Origin of the sequence: Leifsonia sp. Root4 (assembly GCF_001425085.1) — a bacterium.
Taxonomy (GTDB): domain Bacteria; phylum Actinomycetota; class Actinomycetes; order Actinomycetales; family Microbacteriaceae; genus Microterricola.
The window spans coordinates 1,248,633-1,271,810 of the sequence record NZ_LMDN01000001.1 but is presented as its reverse complement, the minus strand read 5'-3'; the positions used below and the strand labels follow the sequence as shown (position 1 = coordinate 1,271,810).

The following is a 23,178-nucleotide window of genomic DNA, read 5'->3' as shown; positions in this document are numbered from 1 at the left end:
TGCTTGCAAGTATCTTGTGATGCATGAGTGACGACGTCGGGGCTCAGCTCCGCAAAGGCGTGGTCGAGCCGTGCGTGCTCGGCCTCCTCGCGCGCGAGCCTATGTACGGCTGGCAACTCTCCGAACAGCTCGTCTCGCACGGCATGATCGCAAGCATCGGCACGCTCTACCCGATCCTCGGTCGGCTGCGCGCCCAAGGCCTCGTCAGCAGCTTCGACGAGGCGTCACCCGCCGGCCCTGTGCGCAAGTTCTACGAGCTGACGGATGCCGGCCGCGGCCGCCTGCGCGCCTTCCAGCAGCAATGGGCCCCGTTCTCGGCCACCGTGCTCCAGCTCGTCGGAAAGGACGACTCCCATGACTGACGCCACCCTCGCGCCTGCCGCACGGGACTACCTGGACCGCTTGGACGCGGCACTCGCCGGCATCGACGCGTCGACACGGGCGGACATCCTCTCCGGGGTGCGCGAGGTGCTCATCGGCCGTGACGCGGATGCCGTCGCCGCCCGCATCCGCGAACTCGGCGACCCCGACTTCATCGCCGCCGAAGCTCGGGCGGTCCCCGTCGCGGCGGAGGTATCGCCGGACGGCACTCCGCGCGCCCGCCGCCCCGAACCGGCCGGGCTCGCGATCGTCGCCGCCGTGCTCGTCATGATCGGTGGGGCGCTCGTGCCCATTCTGGGCGCGGTCGTCGGCTATGTGCTGGTGTGGATCTCGACGGTGTGGACCACTCGCCAGAAGTTGATCGCCACGCTGCTTCCTGTCGGCACGGCTCTGGCGTTGGCGCTCGTCCTCGTCGCTGTGAGACTCGGTCTCGACCCGTCCGGCGAAGCAGGTGCGGCCAACCCGCAGTCAGCAATCTCACCCACCATGGTGTTGTGGAACGGAATCGTTCTCATTGCCGCTGTGCAGCTCATGGTCGGCATCTGGCTGCTCGTGCTTGCGCGCCGCAGCTGGGCCGCGCGCGCCTGATGCAGCCAGTCCGCGGATGCGACGGCCGCGGCGCCCCGAATCCGGCCGGAACTGCGGCGTGTCGCGCGCCTCATCCGCGGACCGGCTGCATCCGCTGACCGACTTCTGGGCCGCTACTGCGCGGCGTCATGCGCGGCCTGCACCTGCGCGGCCTGAGCCTGCAGCGCGGCGAGCACGGTGCGCACGGCGAGGCGCTCGGCGACATCCGGCCGCATCAGCGCCACCACCTGGCGCGTCGACTCCACCCCGCGCAACGGCTTGAGCACGACGCCGTCGCGCCCGCTCGAGGTATAGCGGGGCACGAGGGCGATGCCGAGGCCGGCCGTGATGAACGCCTCGACGACGCGCATGTCGGAGAAGCGCTGCGTGACCGTGGCCCGTCGGCCGGTCTGCTGCTCGATCTCGTGCAGGATGCGTTCGAAGGGGAAGCCGGTCGGAACGCCGATCCACTCCTCGTCGACGACATCCGCCGGGGCCACGAAGCTGCGGCCGGCGAGGCGGTGCCCGAGCGGGAGCCCGACGTCGAGCGGTTCGGTCATGAGCGGGATGACGCGCAGCCCGCGGCCGCCCCAGCTCTGCTGGCCGGGCATGGCATGGGCCAGCACGATGTCGTGATCGGCGGTGAGCGCGGGGAAATCGGCCTGCTCCGGGTCGAGGTCGGTGCAGCGCAGCACGAGACCGTCGGGGAGCGCGGCGAGGGTGCCCGGCAGCAGCATCTGCCCGGCGGTCGGAAAGGTGACGAGGCTCACCTCGCCACTCGGGTGGTTGCGGAACTCGTCCCAGAGCGCGCCGGCCTTCGCCAGGGCGACGGCGACGTCGCCCGCACTCCGGGCCAGCGCGATTCCGGCGCTGGTCAGGGTGAGCCCGCGGCCGGAGCGTTCGGTGAGCGGAACGCCCACCTCGCGTTCGAGCTTCTTGAGCTGCTGCGACACGGCGGAGGGCGTGCGGTGCGTCGCCGCGGCGACGGCCGTGATGCTGCCGCGCTCAGAGAGCTCGCGCAGCAGGTCGAGTCGGCGCACATCCATGAAGCAAAGCTACAGCGTCAGTGCAGAAACATTCGCTTGTTCTGCACGATTACGCGCGGTGTACTTGAGGTACAGCAACCACGCAACGGCGCGCGCGTTCACCGTCATCCCGTGCCGAAAGGTCTCACCATGTTCGTTCTCATCGCAGCGCTCGTCGCCACCGCAGTACTGGCCGCCATCGGCAGCATCGTGCTCGTCTCCCGCGACGGCTACGGCCGCATCGCCGAGCGCAAGCACGTGCGTATTTACTGAGCCGTCGCCCCTGCCCGCTCGGCGGCGCGGCCGGCACCGGTGATGTGCGGAAAATCCTTGCCCCTCGCAGTCCGCCGCCGATAGCGTGATGCCGACGGGCCGAATCATGGGCCCTTCGCGATCGAGGGGGACATCTGATGGCGCACGTCGTGGCATCCGGGGCTGGCAAGGCACTGATGGATCGGCGCACCGATCCGACGCACGAGTACATTCTGCGGCTCACCGGCACGGAGCGCCCGCGGGTGCTCTTCGTGGGAACGGCGACCGGAGATGACCCTGCCTACATCCTGAGTTTCTACCAGACGTACGATTCCGACCGCTGCGCCCCGCACCACCTGCCCTTGTTCCACCGGCCGATGGACGACCTGGCCGGCTTCGTGCGCGACTTCGACGTGATCCACGTCGGCGGCGGCAACACCGCCAACATGCTCGACGTCTGGAAGCGCCAGGGCCTCGACGTCATCATGCGCGAGATGTGGGAAGACCCGGCCTCGAACGTCGTCTTCACCGGTGGCAGCGCCGGCGGCATCTGCTGGTTCGAGGGCGGGACCACCGACAGCTACGGGCCGACCCTGCAGGTGCTGCCCGAGAGCCTCGGCTTCCTCCCCGGCAGCTTCTCGCCGCACTACGACGCCGAAGATCAGCGCCAGCCGCCTACCACGCGGCGCTGAAGAGCGGCCAGCTCGGCCCGGGGCACGCGGTCGGCAACCTGCAGTCCGTGCACTTCCACAACCAGGAGTTCGTGCGGGCGATCAGCCCGGTCGAGGGCGGGCTCGCGCTCACCGTCGAAGCGGTCAACGGCGCGATCGTCGAGACGCCGCTCCCACTGGTCATGCTCGACTCGGCGGAGGCCGCCGGCCGGATCGCGCAGGGTCACACCGCATGAACGACAGCGTCGTCATCCTCGTCCTCCAGCTACTGGTCGTCATCGGTGCCATCTACATGGGCACCCGCACGAGCGGAATCGGACTCGGCGTGTGGGGCCTCGTCGGCGTCGCGGTGTTGTTGTTCGTCTTCCAGACGGCGCCGGGCAATGCGCCCGTCGACGCGGTGTTCATCGTGCTCACGGTCATCACCGCGGCATCCGTCATGCAGGCGGCCGGCGGCATTGACTGGATGGTCTCGATCGCCGCGAAGGTGATCAAACAACGCCCGAAGAGCGTCGTCTTCCTGGCGCCGGCGATGTCGTTCCTCTTCACCGTCGGAGCCGGAACCGGCAACATCTTCTACCCACTGTTGCCCGTGATCTACGACGTCTCGTACCAGCAGAAGATCCGTCCGGAGCGCTCGCTCTCTGTCGCGGCCGTCGCCTCCCAGGTCGGCATCCTCTGCAGCCCGGTCTCGGCGGCCACCGCCTCCATGGTCGTCCTGCTCGCCCCGAGCGGCTTCGACCTCGGCATGCTGCTGCTCATCATGTGGCCGGCATCCATCGCGGGCCTGTTCGTGGCCTGCCTCGTCATGGTGCGCTGGGGCAAGAACCTCGAAGACGACCCCGAATTCCAGCGCCGCCTCGCCGCGCACGCGATCAAGCCGCCGGCCGAGCAGGATTCAGAGGTGAAACTGCCGAAGACGGCGGCGCTCTCGGCGTCCCTGTTCCTGATCGGCGTCGGCATCATCGTGCTCACCGGACTCTTCGAGGGTCTGCGGCCGATCATCGGCACGGATGTCGACGGCGACCCCGTCCGCGTCTCGGTCACGATCATCATCGAGGTCGTCATGGGCGTGATCGCCGCCCTGATCTTCCTCACCTGCAAGGTCAAGGCCGCGGATGTGCCCAAGCAGTCGACGTTCCCCGCCGGCATGGTCGGCGCCTTCGCCCTCTTCGGAATCGCCTGGCTCGCCAACACCTTCGTCGCCAACAACAACACCCTGATCGTCGACGGTCTCGGCGCGGTGGTCTCCAACTCCTCGGCCTTCTTCGGGGCGCTGCTGTTCGCGCTCGCGCTCGCCGCGGTCGCGATGCTCACGACCAGCCAGTCGAGCGCGACCAACGCCATTGTGCCGATCGGTATCGCCATCGGGCTGCCCGCCCCGTTGCTGGCCGGACTCTGGCCAGCCGCGATGGGCATGTACATCCTGCCGGCGAACGGCAGCCAGGTGGCGACGGTGGCCTTCGACCAGACCGGAACGACGAAGATGGGCAGGTTCGTCTTCGACCACTCCTTCCAGATCCCGAACCTCGCCTACATGGTCGTCGCGATCGCCGTCGGTGTTGCCATGTCGTTCGTGGTCGGCAACTGACGTGCCCGTGCCGAACTCCGGTCGGGAGGCTTTCACGCCGCTCCGGCTCGTCCGCGTAGAATCGGGGGGTGACTGACGTGCGTGCGCAACTTATCGACTACATCTCGGCCGAGGCCGTCTTCCACGGTGACTTCACCCTGACCAGCGGCAAGAAGGCGACGTACTACGTCGACCTGCGCAAGGTCAGCCTCGACCACCGTGTCGCGCCGCTGATCGGTCAGGTCATGCTCGACCTCATCGCCGAGATTCCGGATGTCGCCGCCGTCGGTGGCATGACCATGGGCGCCGACCCCATTGCCGCAGCCGTTCTGCACCAGGGTGCGGCCCGCGGTGCCAGCTACGACGCCTTCGTCGTGCGCAAGGAGCCCAAGGACCACGGCCGGGGCCGCCAGGTCGAAGGTCCCGATCTCGAGGGCAAGCGCGTGATCGTGCTCGAGGACACCTCGACAACCGGCGGCTCGCCACTGGCCGCCATCGAGGCGCTCAAGAAGGTCGGTGCGATCATCGCCGGCGTCGCCGTGGTCGTCGACCGCAACACCGGTGCCCGCGAAGTGATCGAGGCAGCGGGATACCCCTACTTCTATGCCATCGGCCTCGACGATCTGGGTCTCTCGGGTGCCTGAGCAGGGTGACAAGGCGACGCCCGGTGACGCCGGAGCGCCCGAACCCGCCTTCGGCAGCGCCGAGTGGCTGCTCGCGCAGCTGAATGGCGGCCGCACGCCGGCCGCGTCACCGCGCAGCCCGCTGCTGCCGCCCGCGACGGAGCCGGCGGAGCAGTCGGCGACCGAGCCGGTAGCGAAGCCTGTCGCTGAGCCGGCCGATGAGCCAGTGGATGAGCCGGCCGCCGAGACCCCCCGCCCGGCCGAGACCGTTGCGCTCCCCGTCGTTCCGCCCGCTCCCGTCGAGCTCGCGGAAACCATGCCCATGGCGCCTCTGCCGTCAGCACCCCTCGCCTCTCCTGTCACGCCGGGTACGCCCGCGCCGCCGCCCGTCACGCGCGCCGCCGCGCGCGCAGCGGCGCCACCCGCAGCCGTGCCACCCGCCGCCGTGCCACCGCTCGCGGCATCCGCGGCATCCGACGAATTCTCGGCCCCGCGCTCGGCGCAGCCCGACTTCTTCGAGCTGGCCCCGCCGATGTTCAAGGCGCCGCCCGCACCGCTGCCCGCCACTCCGGCTGCCCCCGCCACCCCGGCTGCCCCGGCAGCACCCTCGGCCCCGGCACCCGCGGCCCCGGCGGCCGCTGAATCGGCGGCGGCTGCGTCGGCTGCGCCGATGGCCGAGCAGTCCGTGGCCGCGGCCGAAAGCGAGCCAGAGCCCGCCGCTGGCGCGGTCTCCGCCTCGGTTCCGCCCGAGTTCGATCCGGCCAGCCCCGAGTTCGACCAGTCGTTCACCGCCGCGATCCTCATTCCCGGCGACGAGCCCGACGCGTACCTCGACGAGGACGACGAGGTCGAGACCCCGAGTGGGCCGGTGTTCCAGTGGGGCCTCGTGCCCGATGCCGACGTCGTGGAGCCCACCGCACAGCCTGCCGCGCAGTCCGCTTCAGCACAGCCCGAGGCAGCCGGATCCGACACTGCGCAGCCCGATTCGAAGCCCTTTGCTCCAATCGCCGTTGCTCCAATCGTGGCCGCCCCGATCGCTGCAGTGCCGTTCAGCGCTGCTCCGGTTGACGCTCCGAGCGAAGCGGTCGAGACCGCGCTGCCGCCGGCGACAGCCGGTGCTGCGTCGGGCAGTGCCGAGCCCGCCGGTGCCGAGCCCGCCGGTGCCGAGCCCGTCGCGCCGATCGTGCCCGCCTTCTTCGCCAACGCCATCGGCGAGCCCATCTCCGATGAACCCGCCGGAGAACCCGCCGACGAAGCCACCGTTGACGGCTCCGTTGAAGCCGAGCCCGTGACTGCGCCCGTCACGGCGGCCGCCTTCGCGGAGCCGACGGCAGAGCGTGCCCCCGAGCCCGAGCCCGAGCCCGAGCACGAGCCCGAGGCCGATCAGGATTCCACCTCGGACGACGATCTGGCGGACTGGTTCGCCGCGAGCCTCGCCGCCGCCGCCGCTCCGAGCGGTCCCGCAGCCGTCGACGCTGAGGAGGCAGAGCCCGCAGCCGAGCCCGCGACGGAGCTGATCGCCGCGTCCGCTGTCGAACCGATCGAACCGGCGGAACCGCCCGCCGCGGAACCGCCCGCCGAGACCGTGGCCACCGCCGCGGCGCAGCCGCCCACCCTGATCGTGCCGCCCGCTCCGGACGTGGCCCCGATTCCGATCCCCGGCGTCACCGCGCCGCGCCCGTTCCAGGCTCCCAGCTACGGCGCAGGAGGGGCGTTCACCCCCGTCTTCGCCGCCTCGGCGAACGGCCAGCAGCCTCCGCAGGCGCCGCAGCCACGCGGCGCCGGCGCCCCGGCATCCGCGGCCGGTATGGGTCAGGGATCTGGGGGTTCGGGATCCGGCCAGCGTCGAGGCTCGGATGGCGGCAAGCCGCCACGCGCGCTGATCATCACGCTCCTCGCCTTGCTCGGAGTCGCCGTTCTCGTCGGACTCTTCCTGCTCGGCACGACGCTGCCCGCGCTGTTCGGCACGACGCCGGCACCGGAGGCCAGCGCCACGCCGAGCGCCGAGCCGACGACGGAAGCTCCCGTGGCGCCGCCGGCGCCGACCGCGATGCAGCCGGCAGGCGAGCACAAGTGGGACACGCTGTTCGGCGGCGAGTGCCTCGACCCGTTCACCTCGCCGTGGGCGGAGACGTTCACGGTCGTCGACTGCGCGGCGCCGCACGCCGCCCAGCTCGTCTACCGCGGCAGCTTCGACCCTGACCCCGCTGCGACCTTCCCCGGTGAAGAGGCGCTCGCCGGCCAGATCAACGCCCTCTGCGGCACCCCGGGAATCGTCGACCTCGCCGCCGCGGCAGCGTTCGGCGAATTGCAGCTGCAGGGCAGCTTCCCGGTGACGGCCGAGCAGTGGGATGCCGGGCAGCGCAACTACTACTGCTTCGTCACGCAGGTCTCCGCAGAGCCCATCACGGGCAGCGTCGCCGGCCCCGGCCCCGCAGTCTGATCACACGGGCGCGGCAGTACTGACCGTGCCGTCACACCCTCGCAGCACCTCCGTGCGCAACGCCGCGTCGGAGCAACACACGAGCACCAGGAGATTTCTCACATGACTGAGTCCGCCACGCCCCGCCTCGTCGTCGTCGGCTCGCTCAACGTCGACAGCACCAGCTACGTCGGGCACTTTCCGGCACCGGGCGAGACGGTGGAGAGCACCGGATTCGCCGTGGCGCTCGGAGGCAAGGGCACCAACCAGGCCGTCGCCGCCCACCTGGCCGGGGTCGGGACCGAGCTCATCGCCCGCGTCGGCACCGACAGCTCCGGCGACTTCGCGCTGAGCACCCTCGACCAGCTCGGCGTCGACACGAGCGGCATCCAGCGGATCGCCGACGTCACCACCGGCGTCGCGCAGATCACCGTGGCCGCCTCCGGCGAGAACACCGTCATCGTCACCGCCGGAGCGAACGGCCTGCTCGGCCCCGAGCTCAGCGACGCCGATGCCGCCGCGATCGCCGCGGCCTCTCTGGTGCTGACGCAGGGAGAGATCCCGGCCGCGACCGTCGAGGCGCTGGCGGCCTCCGCATCGGCCGCCGGCACCCGCTACGTGCTCAACCTCGCGCCCCCCGTCGCCGTCGCGCCCGCGGCGCTGGCCGTCTGCGACCCGCTCGTCGTGAACGAGCACGAGGCGCGCGCCGTCGGCCTGGTGCCGGATGCCGCGGCCGACGACACGCTGTCGATCGAGCGGTGGCAGCAACTCGCGGCATCCGCCGTCGCAGCCGGACACTGCCGCTCCCTCGTCATCACGCTCGGCTCGGCCGGCGCCGTCGCGGCCGATGCGGCCGGCAGCTGGCACCGGCAGGCGCCGCGGGTGACCCCGGTCGACACGACCGGTGCCGGCGACTGCTTCACCGGCACGCTCGCGGCCTTCCTCGCCGAGGGCCGCTCGCTGGCCGAGGCCACGGGGCTCGCGGCCGCAGCGGGCGCCCTCTCGGTGCAGGCACGCGGCACCGTCGGGTCCTACGCGCCACGGGCCGCCGTGCTCGCCTTCGCGGCCGAGCACGGCCTGGCATAGCCGGGCGTCGGGGTAACCGTCCGGCGCCTGTGGCCGCCGCTCGCTAACGTGGAGGCATGCCGACCCTCCCGCAGCTGATCGCGATCCCCGCCGGCGTCGTCGAGCTGCGGGACGCCAGGGCCGGCGCGGACGGCAGGGCCACGGTCCGAAGCGTGGCGCTGCAGGCATTCGAGATCGGCCGAACGCCGCTCACCCGAGCCGAGTATGACGCGGTCGTCGACCCCACCCCGCACGCGGGCGCCGCGGGATCGCTGCCCGTGCACCCGGTGACGTGGTTCGCTGCGGTGCGATGGTGCAATCTGGCCTCGGATGCCGCCGGGTACGGCCGTGCGTACCTCGTCGATGGTCGCAGGGTGCGCTGGGACGTGAGCGCCTCCGGATTCCGCCTTCCCACCGAGGCCGAATGGGAATGGGCCTGCCGCGCAGGATCGACAGGGCCGCGCTATGGTCCGCTCGACGAGATCGCCTGGTCAGCTGCCGAGGAGCTCGACGGCGCGCAACCCGTCGCGGGCAAGGCGGCGAACGCATTCGGGCTCTTCGACACGCTCGGCAATGTGTGGGAGTGGTGCTGGGATTACGCCGACACGGCGCGCTACGGGGACTATCGAAGCCTCCGCGGCGGCGGTTGGGCCGATAGCGAGTGGAGCCTGCGTGCCTCCGTTCGGCGCGGCAGCGCCCCGGACGCCGTGCTGGAGGACGTCGGCTTCCGCGTGGCGCGCGGCGCGGTCGGTGGGCCGGGTGCCGAGGCCGCACAGGGGTGGTCGGCGGCATCCGACCGGGACAGGGCCGAGGTGCGCGGACCACGGCCGATCGGGTGGACCCCACTGCGCGACGCGTAGCGTCGCGAAAGGCGGCAGCCCTTCTCAGGACACCTCCGCGAGTGCCACCGCTGCTTGCCCGGTTCCCCGGTTGGGCCGAGCAACGACGGCTGGACGAATTGTTCGCTGTGTCGAGTTTCGGCGAGCAAGAGTCGCCCGCCGTGCGCTACGAGCCGGACGAACTGGACTGAAAGTCGACGATTTAGAAACGTGTGGCTGATCCTCCATACTCGTGACCGTGACTGCTGAAACGACCACCGCCGCCATCCCCGCATCGATCGACGACCTCGAGTTCGTCATGATCTCCTCCTCGGGAAGTGCGGTGTCCGAGACGGCGCCGACGCGTTTCCGGTACCAGCAGCGTGGCCAGATGCTGTGGGGCGCGTACATCGGCGACACCGTGCAGCTCGGCCGTTTCGTCGGCCGTCGCGACGGCGATGAGCTGACGATCTGCTTCGCACACAAGCCGATCGACGGCGGAGAGGTCATCCTCGGGACCGCACAGAGCGTGCTGCGTCGCGGCGATGACGGCAAGCTCTACCTCGACGAGACCTTCGAGAAGGACGGCGCCCCGCACCTGAGCGCCTGCGTCGAGTCCGCACCGCTCGCCCTCTGGCCGGCGCTGGACCCAGCGCGCCGGAGCGAACCGCGGCTCGACGGCACCTCCTTCGTGCTGCAGAGCTCGACCGCGAGCACCGTCAGCGAGACCGCTCCCACCCGCTTCGAGTTCAGCGAGAACTCGGGCATCATCTGGGGTCACTACTTCGGCGACACGGTCACGGGCGGGCGCTGCGTCGGCCGTTACCGCGACGGCGTGCTCGAGGAGTACTTCGTGCACCACGTTGTGGCGACGGATGCCACGCTTCTCGGTGACAGCACGACGGCGGTGAAGCAGCTGGATGACGGCCGCTTCGAGCTCATCGAGGACTTCGTGCTCGACGGCGTTCCCGGCTACAGCGTCTGCGTGCAGCTCGCCTGAGCGGGGGTTTCCGTTGATTGAGCCTGTCGAAATCCCAACCGGCGCGGTCCGCGCCTAACCGTTGAGGCTCGCCCGACCCGGGTTCACACGGGTGAAGCGGGTCAGGCCCAGCTGGGCGACCTCTTCGTCGCGCGGCGGGAGGTCGGTGGGCAGCAGATACGGGCGCTGGAAGACCTCGTCGAGCACCAGCACGGTCTCGACCGACTTCACCTCGGGCAGCGCCGCCAGGACACCGATGACGAAGGCGTGGATCGCGCCGACCTCGTCGCCGCGGATCAGCAGCATGGCGTCGTGCTCGCCCGTCGTGATGCGGCAGGATTCGATCTCGGTCATCTGCGTGATGCGGGTGCGGAAACTGCTCCAGGTCTGCGGGTGCACAGAGAGGAAGACCAGCGCACAGATCCCGAGGCCGGCCTTGGCCGGGTCGATGCGGGCGCTGAAGCCGGTGATCACGCCGTCTGCCATGAGTTGCTCGACGCGAGTGTAGACATTTGCGCGGGAGACATTCACGCGCTCAGCCAGTGCCGACATTGATATTCGTCCGTTATCTCGCAGTTCGGCCAAGATTTTCAGGTTGATGTCGTCGAGTACGTGCTGCGATTGTCCAGTAGCGACGTGGGCGCTGCTCGGTTTGCTAGACATACTGGCGGACATTCCCCTCGTTGGTGATGCAATTTCCGGCGCATGCGGCCTTTGATTGGACAGAGTAGCGCTCTTTGTGCAAATCTCATGCAAAGCCGTCCAGTGGTAATTCGGATGGTGGTGTTGAGTTCCCATTCCGCATGCCGACTCTGACAAGCACGCTAGCGGCGATGGCGCTCGACTCTGGTCCTGTATTTCATGACAAGGAGTTCCCCCGTGCGCACAAAAATCCGCTACGTCGCAACAGCCCTCGGGCTGAGTGCATCGCTCGTTCTCGTCGGTTGCGCAGCGACCGCCCCGGAAGGCGGCAGCGGCAGCGCTCCGAGCAGCATCGTCATCGACACCGCCTTCACCCTCGAGACCGGCGACCCGGGCCGCAACTACGTCCCGACCGGCTACATGGTCTCCAAGGCCCTCTACGAGACCCTCCTCGACTTCGCGGGGTCCGACGAGTCCACCCCGGTTCCCGGGCTGGCCAGCTACGAGCAGAACGAGGACGCAACCGTCTTCACCTTCACGCTCGCCGACGGCCGCGTCTTCTCCGACGGCACCCCGATCACCGCAGACGACGTCGTGTTCTCGCTCAACCGCGTCAAGGGCATGACCGAGAGCAAGGCGAACTTCCTCATGGAGGGCATCGAGGTCACGAAGGTCGACGACAAGACCGTCGAGCTCAGCACCGCGACCCCCTCGCTGAAGCTGCCCGCCCTGATGACCAACCCGTCGCTGGCGATCCTGAACTCCAAGCTCGTGATCGAGAACGGTGGAACCACCGACAACTCCGACACGGCAGAGAAGTTCCTCAACACGACCTCGGCCGGTTCCGGCCCCTACGTGCTCGACTCGCTCGACTTCGAGTCGCAGGTCGTCCTGACCGAGAACGAGAAGTACAACGGCGAGGAAGACATCGACTTCACCCGCGTCGTCATCCGCAGCGTCTCCGAGAGCGCAACGCAGAAGATGAACCTCGAGGGCGGCGACTCCCAGGTGGCCGTCGACCTGAGCGGCGACCAGGTCGCAGGGCTCGGCGACGGTGTCAACGTGTTCTCGACCCCCTCGGCGCAGACCATTTTCCTGCTGCTCAACCAGAGCCCCGAGGTCGCCGGTGTCACCGCCAACCCCGAGTTCGCCTCAGCCGTGCGCTACGCGCTTGACTACCCGGCGCTGCTCGAGCTGGCCGGAGCCGGTTCAGAGCAGGCGACCGGCGTCATCCCGCCGTCGTTCCTCGGTGCGCTCACCGACGGCGTCGAGCAGGACCTCGCCGCGTCCAAGGCGGCCCTGGCGGCATCCGGATACGCCGGTGAGACCATCACCCTCGAATACCCGAACGACTACCCGGTCGGCGGCGTGAGCTTCACCCCGCTCGCCGAGCGCGTGCAGTCGCAGCTGGCGGATGCCGGCATCACCGTCGAGCTCGCACCGGCACCGTTCACCACGCAGATCGACGAGTACGTCAACGGTCGCGAGGCGTTCAGCATCTGGTTCTGGGGCCCGGACTACGCCGACTCGGCCAACTTCCTGCCGTTCGCGGCGGGTGCGAAGGTCGGCCTGCGCGCAGGCTGGACCGCCGAGCAGGACCCGGCCGTCGTCGGCCTCGCCGCCGACGCGGAGAACGCGACGAGCATGGACGAGCGTGAGGGTGCGTTCAGCGCCTTCGCCGCGGCTCTGCAGGAGCAGGGTCCGTTCGTTCCGCTGATCGTGCCCGGCTCGAACATCGCAACCGCCGACTACATCGACGGCGTCGCCTACAACTCGACGTGGACGATGGACATCGCCGAGCTGCAGTCCAAGTAGAAGGAACCACCAGCGTGGGACAGAACACCCGCGCGACCCGCGAGTACCCGGCCACGGCCGCGCAGAGCGACACCGCTCCGCGCACATCGCCAGAGCGCACAGCGCCTCGGCGTAAATCACCCCTGGCCGGGTATTTGCTTCGTCGCCTCGGAATGTCAATATTGTTGCTCTTCGGCGTCACGCTTGTGACGTTCAGCCTGGCGAACCTCGTGCCGGGAAACCCGATCGTCGCGGCGCTCGGTGAGGGAGCGGCGAGCAACCCGGCTACCGTCGCGGCGTACATCGAGAAGCACGGACTCGACCAGCCGCTGCCCGTGCAGTACCTCAACTACCTCGTCAACCTGTTCCAGGGCGACATGGGTGTTTCGTTGCGCACGGGGCAGCCGGTGGCATCCGATCTGGCCAAGGCCGTTCCCGCCACCATCGAGGTCGCCATCGGCGCCATCATCGTCAGCCTCGCCGTCGGTGTCGCGCTCGGTGCGCTTGCCGCCTACCGTCGCGGCAAGATGAGCGACCAGGTCGTGCGGGTCGTCTCGTTGCTCGGCCTCAGCATCCCGACCTTCTGGATGGCCCTGGTCGCGTTCAACATCTTCTTCCTGCAGTTGGGCATCGCGCCAGGCTCCGGGCGGCTCTCGCCGATCCTGGCCCCGCCGCCGACGGTGACGGGGCTGTACACGGTCGATGCGCTGCTCGCCGGGCAGTGGGTGACGTTCATGGACGCCATGGCCCACCTGATGCTGCCCGTGTTCGTGCTCTCGCTGTTCACGATCGGACTCCTCACCCGCTTCGTGCGCACCTCGGTGCTCGAGGTGCTGGATGCCGACTACATCCGTGCCGGGCGGGCCAAGGGGCTCTCCGGCCCCCGGATGCTCTTCGGGTACACGCTGCGCGGGGCATCGCTGCCGATCCTGACGATCGTCGGTCTGGCCTTCGGATCGCTGCTCTCCGGCACCGTGCTGGTCGAGGCCGTGTTCGCCTGGCCCGGCCTCGGCAGCTACGCGTACAACTCGGCCACCAGCCTCGACCTGCCGGGGGTGATGGGCGTCGGACTCGTCGTCGGCGTGATCTACCTGGGCATCAACTTCGCCGTGGACATCCTCTACGGCGTGCTCGACCCGAGGGTGAGACTCGCATGACGCAGCTTTCAGTGAATAGGCCGGCGCCGTACAAAGCTGGGCCCAAACGCCGCTGGCTGAACATCCCATCCGCCTGGGTGACCCCGCTCGGCGTGATCGGGGCGCTGATCGCGGCCTTCTGGGTCGTCGTGGCGTTCACCGCACCGCTCTGGGTGCCGTACGACCCGCTCGCTCAGACGCTTCCGCGCCTGCAGCCGCCCGGAATCGACACGCTCATGGGCACCGATGCGCTGGGCCGCGACGTCTTCTCACGCCTGATGACCGGTGCGAGCGTCACGATCCCGCTCGCGCTGCTGCTCGTGGTCATGTCGATGCTCGTCGGCACCCTGGTCGGCGCGATCGCCGGATACTTCGGCAAGTGGGTCGATGAGGTGCTGATGCGCATCACCGATCTGGTGATGGCATTCCCCACCGTCATCCTGGCCATGGTCGTCGCGGCATCCCTCGGGCCGTCGCTGTTCAACGCGGTCATCGCCGCCTTCGTCGTCTCCTGGCCGCAATACGCCAGGATGACGCGCAGCATCGTGCTCGGCCTGCGCACCCAGAACTACGTGATGGCCGGGCGCCTGCTCGGCTTCTCGCCGTTCAAAACCTTGCGCGTCGACATCGCCCCCAACGTCGTCGGCCCGATCCTCGTCTTGGCCAGCCTCGACGTCGGCACCGCCATCCTGCTGCTCTCCGGGCTCTCCTTCCTCGGTCTCGGCGCCCAGCCGCCGACACCGGAGTGGGGCTCGATGATCTCAGCGGCCATGGAGAACTTCGACGCGTGGTGGCTCGGCGTCTTCCCCGGTCTCGCGATCCTCACCGTCGTGATGGCGTTCAACTTCGTCGGTGACTCGCTGCGCGACATCTTCGACCCGACTTCCCAGATGAGCCGAGTGGGGGCCAGCGCATGAGCACGATGGAAATGACCGCGGATGCCGTGGCAGTCGGCACGACGCCGGTGCTCAGCATCACGGGCCTGACGATTGGCATCGGGCCGCGCAAGGCACCGAAACCGATCGTCACCGGCATCGACCTCGACCTCACGCCCGGCCGCGTCCAGGGCCTGGCGGGGGAGTCGGGCTCCGGCAAGACGGTGTCATCGCTGGCGATCCTCGGGCTGCTGCCTGCCAACGCGGTGGTCGGCGGCTCGATCACCCTCCGCGGCGGTGCCGGCGACGGCGCGATCGAGCTGATCGGCATGGGGCGTCGTCAGCTGAACACGATCCGCGGCCGCCGCATCGCGATGATCTTCCAGGACCCTTCGTCGAGCCTGCACCCGCAGCTCACGATCGGCTCGCAGCTGACCGACCACGTGCGCACGCACCTGGGGCTCGGCAGGGCGCAGGCGCGCGCGCACGCGATCGAGCTGCTCGAACGCGTGCGGGTGCCCGACGCCGAGGAGGCGCTCGGGCGCTACCCGCACCAGTTCTCCGGCGGGCAACGGCAGCGCATCGCGATCGCGATCGCCCTCGCCTGCGACCCCGTCGTGCTGCTCGCCGATGAGCCGACCACGGCGCTCGACGTCACGGTGCAGGCCGGCATCCTGCACCTGCTGCGCGACCTCGCCACCGAGCGGCAGCTCGCCGTGTTGCTGGTGACGCACGACCTCGGTGTCATGAGCGCCATCGCCGACGACGTCGCGGTCATGCGGCATGGCGCGATCGTCGAGGCCGGCTCGCGGGAGCAGATATTCGGCAACCCGCAGCACGAGTACACGCGCGAGCTGCTGGCGTCGCTGCCGAGTGCGCAGGCCGTGCCTGCCGCACTCGCGAACGAGGAGGATGCCCGATGAGCGCGTTGCTGAACGTCGACGATCTGGTCGTCGAGTACCACGGAACGTCTGTCGTGCGTGCCGTCGACGGCGTCTCGCTGTCGATCGCGCCCGGCGAGGTTCTCGCCCTCGTCGGTGAGAGTGGCTGTGGCAAGTCAAGCCTCGCCCGCGCGGTTGTCGGCATGGAGAAGCCGCACTCCGGCAGCGTCCGCTACCGCGGCGACACGGTGCCGCTGCTCGGCGTGCGGCGCAGGCAGAAGGCGTTCACCTCGATCCAGATGGTGTTCCAGGATCCCAACTCGTCGCTCAACCCCCGCATCAGGGTCGGTGCGCAGATCACGGAGGGCATCAGGACGGCGCTCGCCCGCGGCGACGCTGGTTCTACGCCGGAGGAATGGCTGGAGCGCGTCGGCCTGCCGACCGCGATGGTCTCCCGCTACGCGCACGAACTCTCTGGCGGGCAGCGCCAGCGCGTCGCGATCGCCAGGGCGCTCGCCGCCCGGCCCGACCTGCTCGTCGCCGACGAGCCGATCTCGGCACTCGACGCCTCCAGCCAGGCCTCCGTCGCCGACATGATGCGCCGCCTCGCGCTGGATGCCGGTGCCGGCCTGCTGTTCATCTCGCACGACCTCGCGATCGTGCGCCTGATCGCCGACCGCACCGTGGTGATGTATCGCGGCGCGATCGTGGAGTCCGGCGTGTCCGAGCGCATCTGGGATGAGCCGGTGCACCCGTACACGCAGGCGCTGCTGGCCGCGATTCCGGAGCCGGACGGGCTCGGCGTACTGCCGGCCGCACCGGCCGCCGAGGCGCCGCTGTCGTGGCGCACGCCGGTTCCGACCGCGCTCGATCGGGTCTGAGCCGGGGGCAGCGCCGGAGAAAACGCAGGAGCAGAGCTCCGGCGAAGCCGTAGGGGGCTCGCCGGAGCTCTGCTCCTGTTTTTTGTGCGGTGAGGCGCCGCATCAGCGAGGCCGCGCCGGATGTCGGCGCCACCATGGTCGCGGATCCGCTCAGGGCTTCGGGGGCGGCCTCGTTCCTCGGCTGCTCCCTCAAGCCAGCGTGAATGCACGCTGGCTTGAGCGAGCGCCGCAGCGACGAAGGAGCAGCGACGCACGCGAAGCCCTGAGCGTCTCGCCTGGACGGGCCGCTCCGGAGCTCGGGCTAGAGCTCTGTCTCCAGCGGCTCCGGGTGCACCAGCTCGTGCACGCCGGCGAGCACCTCGTCCGGGCGGAACGGGTAGCGGTTGATCTCCGCGTCGTCGCTGATGCCGGTGAGCACGAGGATCGTGTGCAGCCCCGCCTCGATGCCGGCGACGATGTCGGTGTCCATGCGGTCACCGATCATCGCGGTGTTCTCCGAGTGCGCGCCGATCTTGTTCATCGCCGAGCGGAACATCATCGGGTTCGGCTTGCCGACGATGTAGGGCTCCATGCCGGTGGCCTTGGTGATGAGGGCGGCGATGGCGCCCGTAGCGGGCATCGGGCCGTCGGCGCTGGGGCCGGTGGCATCCGGGTTGGTGGCAATGAAGCGGGCGCCGGCGCCGATCAGGCGGATCGCCTTGGTGATCGCCTCGAAGGAGTAGTTGCGCGTCTCGCCGACGACGACGTAGTCGGGGTTCGTCTCGGTCATGATGAAGCCGGCCTCGTGCAGGGCGGTCGTGATGCCGGCCTCGCCGATGACGAAGGCGCTGCCGCCGGGGATCTGAGACTTGAGGAATGCCGCCGTGGCCAGGGCGCTGGTCCAGATGGAATCCTCCGGCACGTTGAGGCCGGAGGCGCGGAGACGCGCGCTCAGGTCGCGCGGCGTGAAGATGGAGTTGTTGGTGAGCACCAGGTAGGGGTTGCCCTGGGTGCGCCACTGCTCGAGCAGCTCGGCTGCTCCCGGGAGCGGGTGGTTCTCGTGCACAAGCACGCCATCCATATCGGTGAGCCAGCATTCGATTTCGTCGCGACGAGCCATGGACAACCTTTCCTCACGCACCAGCCTAGGGCGGATGCGCGGCGCTCAGGTTACGAGGTCAGGTCGGCTGCGTTTCGAGCGACGGCAGGCTGCGGCTCAGGCGCGCGGTTCCGTGCTGATCCAGATGCTGGCGAGGGCGTCGGCGCTCAGCGCGAGGGTGTTGCCGTCCGGCAGGAGCACGCCGGCATCCGCGAGCTCAAGCACCGTGTCGAGGCCGATGGCGTTCTCGGTCAGCAGGCGCAGCACGGCGGGGTCGCGGTCGCTGATGCGCACCACGGCGCCGCGGCTCCCCGCGGTTGCGGCGGCCAGGAGGACGGCGTCGGGGCGCAGCAGGCTCCCGTCGGCGGCCGGAATCGGGTCGCCGTGCGGGTCGCGGCGGGGGTGGCCGAGGCGAGCGTCGATGGCCTCGAGCAGGCGGTCGCTGAGCGCGTGCTCAAGCACCTCGGCCTCGTCGTGGACGGTGTCCCAGGTGTAGCCCATCTCGTTGACCAGCCAGGTCTCGATCAGGCGGTGCCTGCGCACGACCTCGAGTGCACGGGCGGTGCCGAGTTCGTTGAGGCGCACGGCACCGTACGGCACGTGCGTGACGAGCCCGAGCGCTGCGAGCTTCTTGACCATCTCGGTGACCGAACTGGGAGCAATGCCGAGCTTCCCCGCCAGCGCGGAGGGCGTGATCGGCTCCGGCTGCCACTCGGTGTGGGCGTAGATGGTCTTGAGGTAGTCCTCAACGGCGGGAGTCGTGGCTGGCATTTGATCAAGAGTAGCCCGCAGGGGTTTCGACAGGCTCAACCCGCTTCGCGGTTTCGACAGGCTCAACCCGCTTCGCGGTTTCGACAGGCTCAACCCGCTTCGCGGTTTCGACAGGCTCAACCAGCGGGGGTCGAAATCAGCCGAACAGCAGCACCAGCAGTGTCACGTTCAGCGCGATGAGCAGAACGGATGCCGTCACGCCAGCCGCGGTCGTCATCCAGCGGTTGCGGTACTCGCCGAGCACGCCGGCCTTCGCGGTCAGCCAGACCAGCGGCACGAGCGCGAACGGGATTCCGAAGGAGAGCACCACCTGGCTGAGCACGAGCGCCTGGGTGGGATCGAAGCCGCTGCCGAGGATCAGCAGCGCCGGAATCAGCGTGACGAGGCGCCGAGCCAGCAACGGCACCCGGATGTGCAGCAGTCCGTGCATGATCTCGGCGCCGGCGTACGCGCCGACCGAGGTCGAGGCGAGCCCGGAGGCGAGCAGCCCGACCGCGAAGAGGGTCGCGACGACCATTCCCATGGAGTCTTCGAGCGCCGCGTACGCGCCCTCCAGGCTGTCGGTGCCCTCGACACCCTGCAGGTTCGCGGCGGCGAGCAGCAGGATGCAGAGGTTCACGCTGCCGGCGATGACCATCGCGATCGAGACGTCCCAGCGGGTCGCGGTGAGCAGTCGCTTCGTGGTGAGGCCGGATGCGCGCACCTCGAAGCGGTCGCGCGCGAGGGCCGAGTGGGCGTAGATGGCGTGCGGCATGATGGTCGCGCCGAGGATCGACGCGGCCAGCAGCACCGAGTTGGTGCCCTCGAATCGTGGCACCATGCCGCCGAGCACGCTGCCGGCATCCGGCGGGCTGATGAACACCCCGGCACTGAAGCCGATCGCGATGATCGCGAGCAGGCCGATGATGACGCGCTCGAACACCCGGGGCCCGCGCCGCGTCTGCACCGCGAGCATCACCATCGACACGGTGCCGGTGATCACGCCGCCCCAGATCAGCGGGAGGTTGAACAGCAGGTTCAGGGCGACCGCGCCGCCGATGATCTCGGCGAGGTCGGTGGCCATGGCGACGAGCTCGGCCTGCAGCCAGTATGCGCGGCGGGCATGGCGGTTGCGGATGCCGCTGCCGAGCAGCTGCGGCAGGCTCTTGCCCGTGACGATCCCCAGCTTGGCGGAGAGGTACTGGATCAGCCAGGCCATCACATTGCCGGCGACGACCACCCACACCAGCAGGTAGCCGTACTGGGCGCCGGCGGTCATGTTGCTCGCGACGTTGCCGGGGTCGAGGTAGGCGACGCCGGCGACGAGGGCTGGCCCGAGCAACCACAGGATGCGGTGCTGCGGCGGGATCACGCCACGCCGGGTGGTGAGTGTCGGCTCGTCGTCGAGTTTTTGAGGCATGCCTAAAAGATAGCAAAATTTAGGCGCACCTAAAAGTTAACTGCTCCTCATGCTTCCGGCTCGGCCGGGGCCCGCTGAGCGGCTCGCATTCCCGCTACTATGGGCAGCACGTGGCAGACCGCCCGAGCTATTCCCGAAGCATGCTGTGGCGGTCGCAGTGCATTCAGCTATGCATTCTGTGGCAGTTCAGTGAAAGTCGGGAAGACCCATCAGTGCAAGACTCCGCTAGCATGTGCGCCCGCACTTCGGAGCGGGGATGCGCCACACTGCCCCGTTTGGCGGCCCGCAGCGTTCCACGGCCGGCCTTGGTGAGCAGGCTCAACCGCTTGGCGGCGCTCACCCTCGTGCAGGCTTTCGCGGGCTACGGCAAGACGCAGCTGATCGGGAGCTGGGCGCGTGACCTCGAAGCGGCAGGGACCGTTGTCGACTGGGCCGATGCAGACTCCTCGATGAACTCCGTCGATGCGGTGCTCGCTCGTCTGCACCGAGGGATCGAGCACGCGGAGCGCGGGGCAGCCCCCGTGCTCGTTGTAATCGACGACGCCGACCACATCGACTCACCCGACGCCGTGAACGCGCTCCTCGCCCTGCTCGAGCGGCTGCCAACTCTGCAGTTGGTGGTGTGCTCTCGTCGCGTGCATCCGATTCGAGCGGCAGCAGACGGGCGTCGAATCGACATGCAGGTGCTGACTGGGCGCGAACTCACGGCCAGTGCCGACGAGATGTCCGCCTTCGCCGATGCCTGGGGCCACGAGGTGGCCCAAGACCGCATGGCGGAGCTGCGCTCACTCACCGGCGGCTGGCTGCGCGTGATGCAGCTGGTTCTCGATGACACGGCGGTTGGCGCGACTTCGCTCTCGCCCGATGCGGCGAGCCGATTTCTGCGCAACTCGGTGCTGCCACAGCTCGGCGACGGGCAGAACAGGGATATGGCATTCCGGGCCGCCGTACCGCACGCCGTCACGCTCGGCGTGGTCACCGCTCTGCTGTCGCAGTGGGGCGAAGAGCGGGGTGATGAAACGCATTCGGGCTCAGCCATGACATCCGTCGAGCTCGTCGATAGGCTGCACCTCGTCGGGCTGCTTGAGCGGGCGGATGACAGCATGGAGGACGGGGGCGAGCCGGCCTGGCGCCTTCCGACCCTGATCCGCCGCGTGCTGGTGCAGGAGTTCGAAGCCGGCCACCCGCTCGAGTTCCAGGCGGCTCACAGAGCGCTCGCCAGGCACTACCGCCTGTCGCAGAGGGAAGCGAGCTTCGCCGCGTCCGTGCACCATGCGCGCACCGGTTCCGACTGGCCGCTGCTGAACCAAATCGTCAGCGAACGCGCCCTTGCGATGTCGCTGGCCGGATCGCGCGACGTGATGGCGGCCGTCTCGACGATCCCGCAGCACGCCCAAGACGCTCACCCCGGCCTCGGTTTCGCCGCAAGCATGCTCGAACCGTGGGTGAGTGATCCTGACACCGACAATGGCCGAGCGCTGCTGCGCAGGTACATGGCGGCGGGCAAGGATGGGCTCGCCGATCTGGCGGGGTTCAGCTCCGCCGCCGAGCTCTCCGCGGTGACCGCGGCGGCCGTCGTGTCGTTGCGCGGTAGCGGGCGTGTGAAGGCGGCGCTGGAACTCGCCAACCGCCTTGACACCGAGCTGGGCCTGCGCCGCGCGCGGGGCGACGTGGGGTGGAGGGCCGAGCCGACGGCGTGGTTTCTGTTCCAGTGGAGCATGACGGCGCTGTTGAGCGGTGACCATACTGCTGCCCAGCAGCTCTCGCTCCGCGCCTTTGAGCTGGCACAGACGGAGGGCAACGAGTTGGTGGCGTCGAACGCCGCGGCGCAGCTTGCCCTGATCCACACGCTGTCCGGCGAAGCGGGCGACGCCCAGAGCTGGCTCGGCACGCACCAGGGCTTTGCGACCTCCGGCAGCTGGACCGACCGCCTGATCGCGATACCCGCCCGGATCGCCCAGGTGCACCGTGCGCTCGACGCATTCGAGACGGATGCCGCGTCAGCGTTGCTGGAGGAGATCGGTGATGCCGCCCAGCCGATCGAGATGTGGGCGTTCGTCGCCGATGCGGCTGCCCGCCACGCCCTGCTCGTCGGCGAGCCGATGGTGATGCTCGCGCGGCTGGAGCAGTTCGTGCGCGTGCACGCCGAGGTGCTCCAGGGCGATGGGGTCGCCCGCTCCCTGCTGGACCGAGCCGCGATCGAGCTCCTGCTTTCGATGGGGGAGCTCAACCGGGCGGAACAGCGGATCGCCGCGTCCGAGCGCAATGGCTCCCCACTCATCGTGCAGGCCGCCCGCCTGCGCCTCATCGCCGGCAGGGACGACGCGGCCCAGAAGCTCGCGGCGTCGGCGGTGTGGGCGACGGAGACGTCACTGCGCGATCGCATTGAGCTGTTGCTGATCGGCGCGGTTGCCGAGATGCGCCTGGGTGATTCTGAAGGCGCCGCGCGGTCGTGCCGACGCGCCCATGCCCTGGCTGCCCACGCGAAGACGCTGACGCCCTACCTCGCCATTTCCCGCGAGGAACGCGACGCAGTGCTGGAGCTTGCCGGCATCCGGCTGCCGCCCAGTGTGCACGAGCGCCTTGACGGGTTCCGGAGTGTATTCCCGCGTCGGGCCTCGCTCATCTCGCTCACGGAGCGCGAGCAGGTGGTGCTCGCACAGCTCGTGCACACCGACGCGTTCTCGGAGATCGCCGCTGCGCTCACCGTCTCAGTCAACACGGTCAAGAAGCAGGCGGCGAGCGCGTACGCGAAGCTCGGCGTGCACGATAGGCGCGCCGCGTTGGCACGCGCGCACCAACTGGGACTCCTCACTGCCGGTTCCCGCTAGCCCCGTCTGGGGGTGATTCCGGCGCCTCCGGTGCCACCCCGGTACCAAGTGCGAAACCATTTGTGCCCGATCGTCGGCTCGCGGCTGGCATCTGCCCTGCGGCGTCGGGCTTGATGGACTCGTACCCCTGCGCGCGGCCGGTGTGCAGGAGTGCGTCTGCAGCCGCGCGGGGCGAAGCTTGGGAGAAGAATGCATTTCGGCACGAGGGCCGCGTCCGCCGCGGTCGGAGGCGCGCTCGCGGTCCTGCTCGTTGGATGCGTGCCGGCGACCTCGGCGTCGCCATCGACGGTCTCTGACGTCATCGCAGAGACAATCGAGCGCACGATCGACGTACGCCCGCTCGTCGACTGCGGCACGGATGTCATCGACACCGCCGACGGTGCAGAGACGTCGTGCACCGTCACAGACCCCGCGACCGCGAGCACCCACGACGCGCGCATCCGATTCATCAACCCCGCCGGCGGTGACGACTTCACGGTCGACATCGCCGTTGCCGACGAGCCGAAGTAACGAGAGT

General features: G+C 69.4%; 23 protein-coding genes. 18 read left to right on the top strand and 5 right to left on the bottom strand.

Annotated features, from left to right (window positions below; translation table 11 throughout):
- Positions 1–23: 23 nt before the first annotated feature.
- Both ASC66_RS05745 and ASC66_RS05740 read left to right on the top strand, forming a co-directional pair.
- Entirely contained in the window at positions 24–362 is a 339-nt protein-coding gene (locus ASC66_RS05745) for a PadR family transcriptional regulator (RefSeq protein WP_055835782.1), read from the top strand.
- Positions 355–969: an HAAS signaling domain-containing protein gene (locus tag ASC66_RS05740; protein ID WP_055835778.1), complete on the top strand. Its 615-nt coding sequence runs from the start codon at positions 355–357 to the stop codon at positions 967–969. Before ASC66_RS05745 ends, ASC66_RS05740 begins: the two co-directional genes overlap by 8 nt.
- Before the next feature lie 113 nt (positions 970–1,082).
- Here ASC66_RS05740 and ASC66_RS05735 read toward each other — a convergent pair whose 3' ends face one another.
- Entirely contained in the window at positions 1,083–1,994 is a 912-nt protein-coding gene (locus tag ASC66_RS05735) for a LysR family transcriptional regulator (RefSeq protein WP_055835777.1), read from the bottom strand.
- A gap of 129 nt (positions 1,995–2,123) precedes the next feature.
- Here ASC66_RS05735 and ASC66_RS18550 point away from each other — a divergent pair, with 129 nt between their 5' ends.
- The 9 genes from ASC66_RS18550 to ASC66_RS05700 all read left to right on the top strand — a co-directional run bounded on the left by ASC66_RS18550 (position 2,124) and on the right by ASC66_RS05700 (position 10,394).
- Positions 2,124–2,246: a hypothetical protein gene (locus ASC66_RS18550; protein ID WP_286145577.1), complete on the top strand. Its 123-nt coding sequence runs from the start codon at positions 2,124–2,126 to the stop codon at positions 2,244–2,246.
- Positions 2,247–2,383: 137 nt separating this feature from the next.
- The gene (locus tag ASC66_RS05730; protein ID WP_235496702.1) at positions 2,384–2,917 is read left to right on the top strand and encodes a Type 1 glutamine amidotransferase-like domain-containing protein; all 534 of its coding nucleotides are present in this window, start codon (positions 2,384–2,386) and stop codon (positions 2,915–2,917) included.
- A 47-nt stretch (positions 2,918–2,964) separates the two neighbouring features.
- Entirely contained in the window at positions 2,965–3,132 is a 168-nt protein-coding gene (locus tag ASC66_RS18425; RefSeq protein WP_235496700.1) for a hypothetical protein, read from the top strand.
- Positions 3,129–4,487 (top strand): anaerobic C4-dicarboxylate transporter family protein, encoded by a 1,359-nt coding sequence (locus tag ASC66_RS05725; protein WP_055835774.1) that lies wholly within the window; start codon positions 3,129–3,131, stop codon positions 4,485–4,487. The genes ASC66_RS18425 and ASC66_RS05725 overlap by 4 nt, the downstream gene beginning before the upstream one ends.
- Before the next feature lie 68 nt (positions 4,488–4,555).
- Positions 4,556–5,110 (top strand): orotate phosphoribosyltransferase, encoded by a 555-nt coding sequence (pyrE, locus tag ASC66_RS05720; protein WP_055835769.1) that lies wholly within the window; start codon positions 4,556–4,558, stop codon positions 5,108–5,110.
- Positions 5,103–7,532, top strand: a complete 2,430-nt coding sequence (locus ASC66_RS05715; protein WP_157509656.1) for a septum formation family protein — start codon at positions 5,103–5,105, stop codon at positions 7,530–7,532. The genes pyrE and ASC66_RS05715 overlap by 8 nt, the downstream gene beginning before the upstream one ends.
- Before the next feature lie 102 nt (positions 7,533–7,634).
- Positions 7,635–8,597, top strand: coding sequence for a ribokinase (locus tag ASC66_RS05710; RefSeq protein WP_055835764.1), 963 nt, complete (start codon positions 7,635–7,637; stop codon positions 8,595–8,597).
- Positions 8,598–8,653: 56 nt separating this feature from the next.
- The gene (locus ASC66_RS05705; protein ID WP_055835761.1) at positions 8,654–9,436 is read left to right on the top strand and encodes a formylglycine-generating enzyme family protein; all 783 of its coding nucleotides are present in this window, start codon (positions 8,654–8,656) and stop codon (positions 9,434–9,436) included.
- A 217-nt stretch (positions 9,437–9,653) separates the two neighbouring features.
- Positions 9,654–10,394 carry an avidin-fold protein gene (locus tag ASC66_RS05700; RefSeq protein ID WP_200944736.1) on the top strand — a complete coding sequence of 247 codons (741 nt, stop codon included), beginning with the start codon at positions 9,654–9,656 and terminating at the stop codon, positions 10,392–10,394.
- 54 nt (positions 10,395–10,448) lie between these two features.
- Here the strand turns inward: ASC66_RS05700 and ASC66_RS05695 are convergent, their stop codons facing one another.
- Positions 10,449–11,036 (bottom strand): Lrp/AsnC family transcriptional regulator, encoded by a 588-nt coding sequence (locus tag ASC66_RS05695; RefSeq protein WP_055835758.1) that lies wholly within the window; start codon positions 11,034–11,036, stop codon positions 10,449–10,451.
- Between the two features lie 216 nt (positions 11,037–11,252).
- Between ASC66_RS05695 and ASC66_RS05690 the strand changes: the two genes are divergently transcribed.
- The 5 genes from ASC66_RS05690 to ASC66_RS05670 all read left to right on the top strand — a co-directional run bounded on the left by ASC66_RS05690 (position 11,253) and on the right by ASC66_RS05670 (position 16,582).
- Positions 11,253–12,830, top strand: a complete 1,578-nt coding sequence (locus tag ASC66_RS05690; protein WP_055835756.1) for an ABC transporter substrate-binding protein — start codon at positions 11,253–11,255, stop codon at positions 12,828–12,830.
- A 122-nt stretch (positions 12,831–12,952) separates the two neighbouring features.
- Positions 12,953–13,966 (top strand): ABC transporter permease, encoded by a 1,014-nt coding sequence (locus ASC66_RS05685; RefSeq protein ID WP_055836438.1) that lies wholly within the window; start codon positions 12,953–12,955, stop codon positions 13,964–13,966.
- Positions 13,963–14,862: an ABC transporter permease gene (locus ASC66_RS05680; protein ID WP_055835754.1), complete on the top strand. Its 900-nt coding sequence runs from the start codon at positions 13,963–13,965 to the stop codon at positions 14,860–14,862. The genes ASC66_RS05685 and ASC66_RS05680 overlap by 4 nt, the downstream gene beginning before the upstream one ends.
- Positions 14,859–15,743, top strand: a complete 885-nt coding sequence (locus ASC66_RS05675; protein ID WP_235496694.1) for an ABC transporter ATP-binding protein — start codon at positions 14,859–14,861, stop codon at positions 15,741–15,743. Before ASC66_RS05680 ends, ASC66_RS05675 begins: the two co-directional genes overlap by 4 nt.
- Positions 15,740–16,582, top strand: coding sequence for an ABC transporter ATP-binding protein (locus ASC66_RS05670; protein ID WP_055835751.1), 843 nt, complete (start codon positions 15,740–15,742; stop codon positions 16,580–16,582). The genes ASC66_RS05675 and ASC66_RS05670 overlap by 4 nt, the downstream gene beginning before the upstream one ends.
- Positions 16,583–16,883: 301 nt before the next feature.
- Here ASC66_RS05670 and ASC66_RS05665 read toward each other — a convergent pair whose 3' ends face one another.
- The 3 genes from ASC66_RS05665 to ASC66_RS05655 all read right to left on the bottom strand — a co-directional run bounded on the left by ASC66_RS05665 (position 16,884) and on the right by ASC66_RS05655 (position 19,830).
- The gene (locus tag ASC66_RS05665) at positions 16,884–17,681 is read right to left on the bottom strand and encodes an HAD-IIA family hydrolase (RefSeq protein WP_055835748.1); all 798 of its coding nucleotides are present in this window, start codon (positions 17,679–17,681) and stop codon (positions 16,884–16,886) included.
- A 96-nt stretch (positions 17,682–17,777) separates the two neighbouring features.
- Positions 17,778–18,431 (bottom strand): metal-dependent transcriptional regulator, encoded by a 654-nt coding sequence (locus ASC66_RS05660; RefSeq protein WP_055835743.1) that lies wholly within the window; start codon positions 18,429–18,431, stop codon positions 17,778–17,780.
- Between the two features lie 136 nt (positions 18,432–18,567).
- Positions 18,568–19,830, bottom strand: coding sequence for an Nramp family divalent metal transporter (locus ASC66_RS05655; RefSeq protein WP_055835740.1), 1,263 nt, complete (start codon positions 19,828–19,830; stop codon positions 18,568–18,570).
- Positions 19,831–20,156: 326 nt separating this feature from the next.
- Here ASC66_RS05655 and ASC66_RS05650 point away from each other — a divergent pair, with 326 nt between their 5' ends.
- Positions 20,157–22,661 carry a LuxR C-terminal-related transcriptional regulator gene (locus ASC66_RS05650; RefSeq protein ID WP_235496692.1) on the top strand — a complete coding sequence of 835 codons (2,505 nt, stop codon included), beginning with the start codon at positions 20,157–20,159 and terminating at the stop codon, positions 22,659–22,661.
- A 189-nt stretch (positions 22,662–22,850) separates the two neighbouring features.
- Complete coding sequence (locus tag ASC66_RS05645; RefSeq protein ID WP_055835736.1) at positions 22,851–23,171, top strand: hypothetical protein; 321 nt, start codon at positions 22,851–22,853, stop codon at positions 23,169–23,171.
- Positions 23,172–23,178 lie beyond the last annotated feature (7 nt).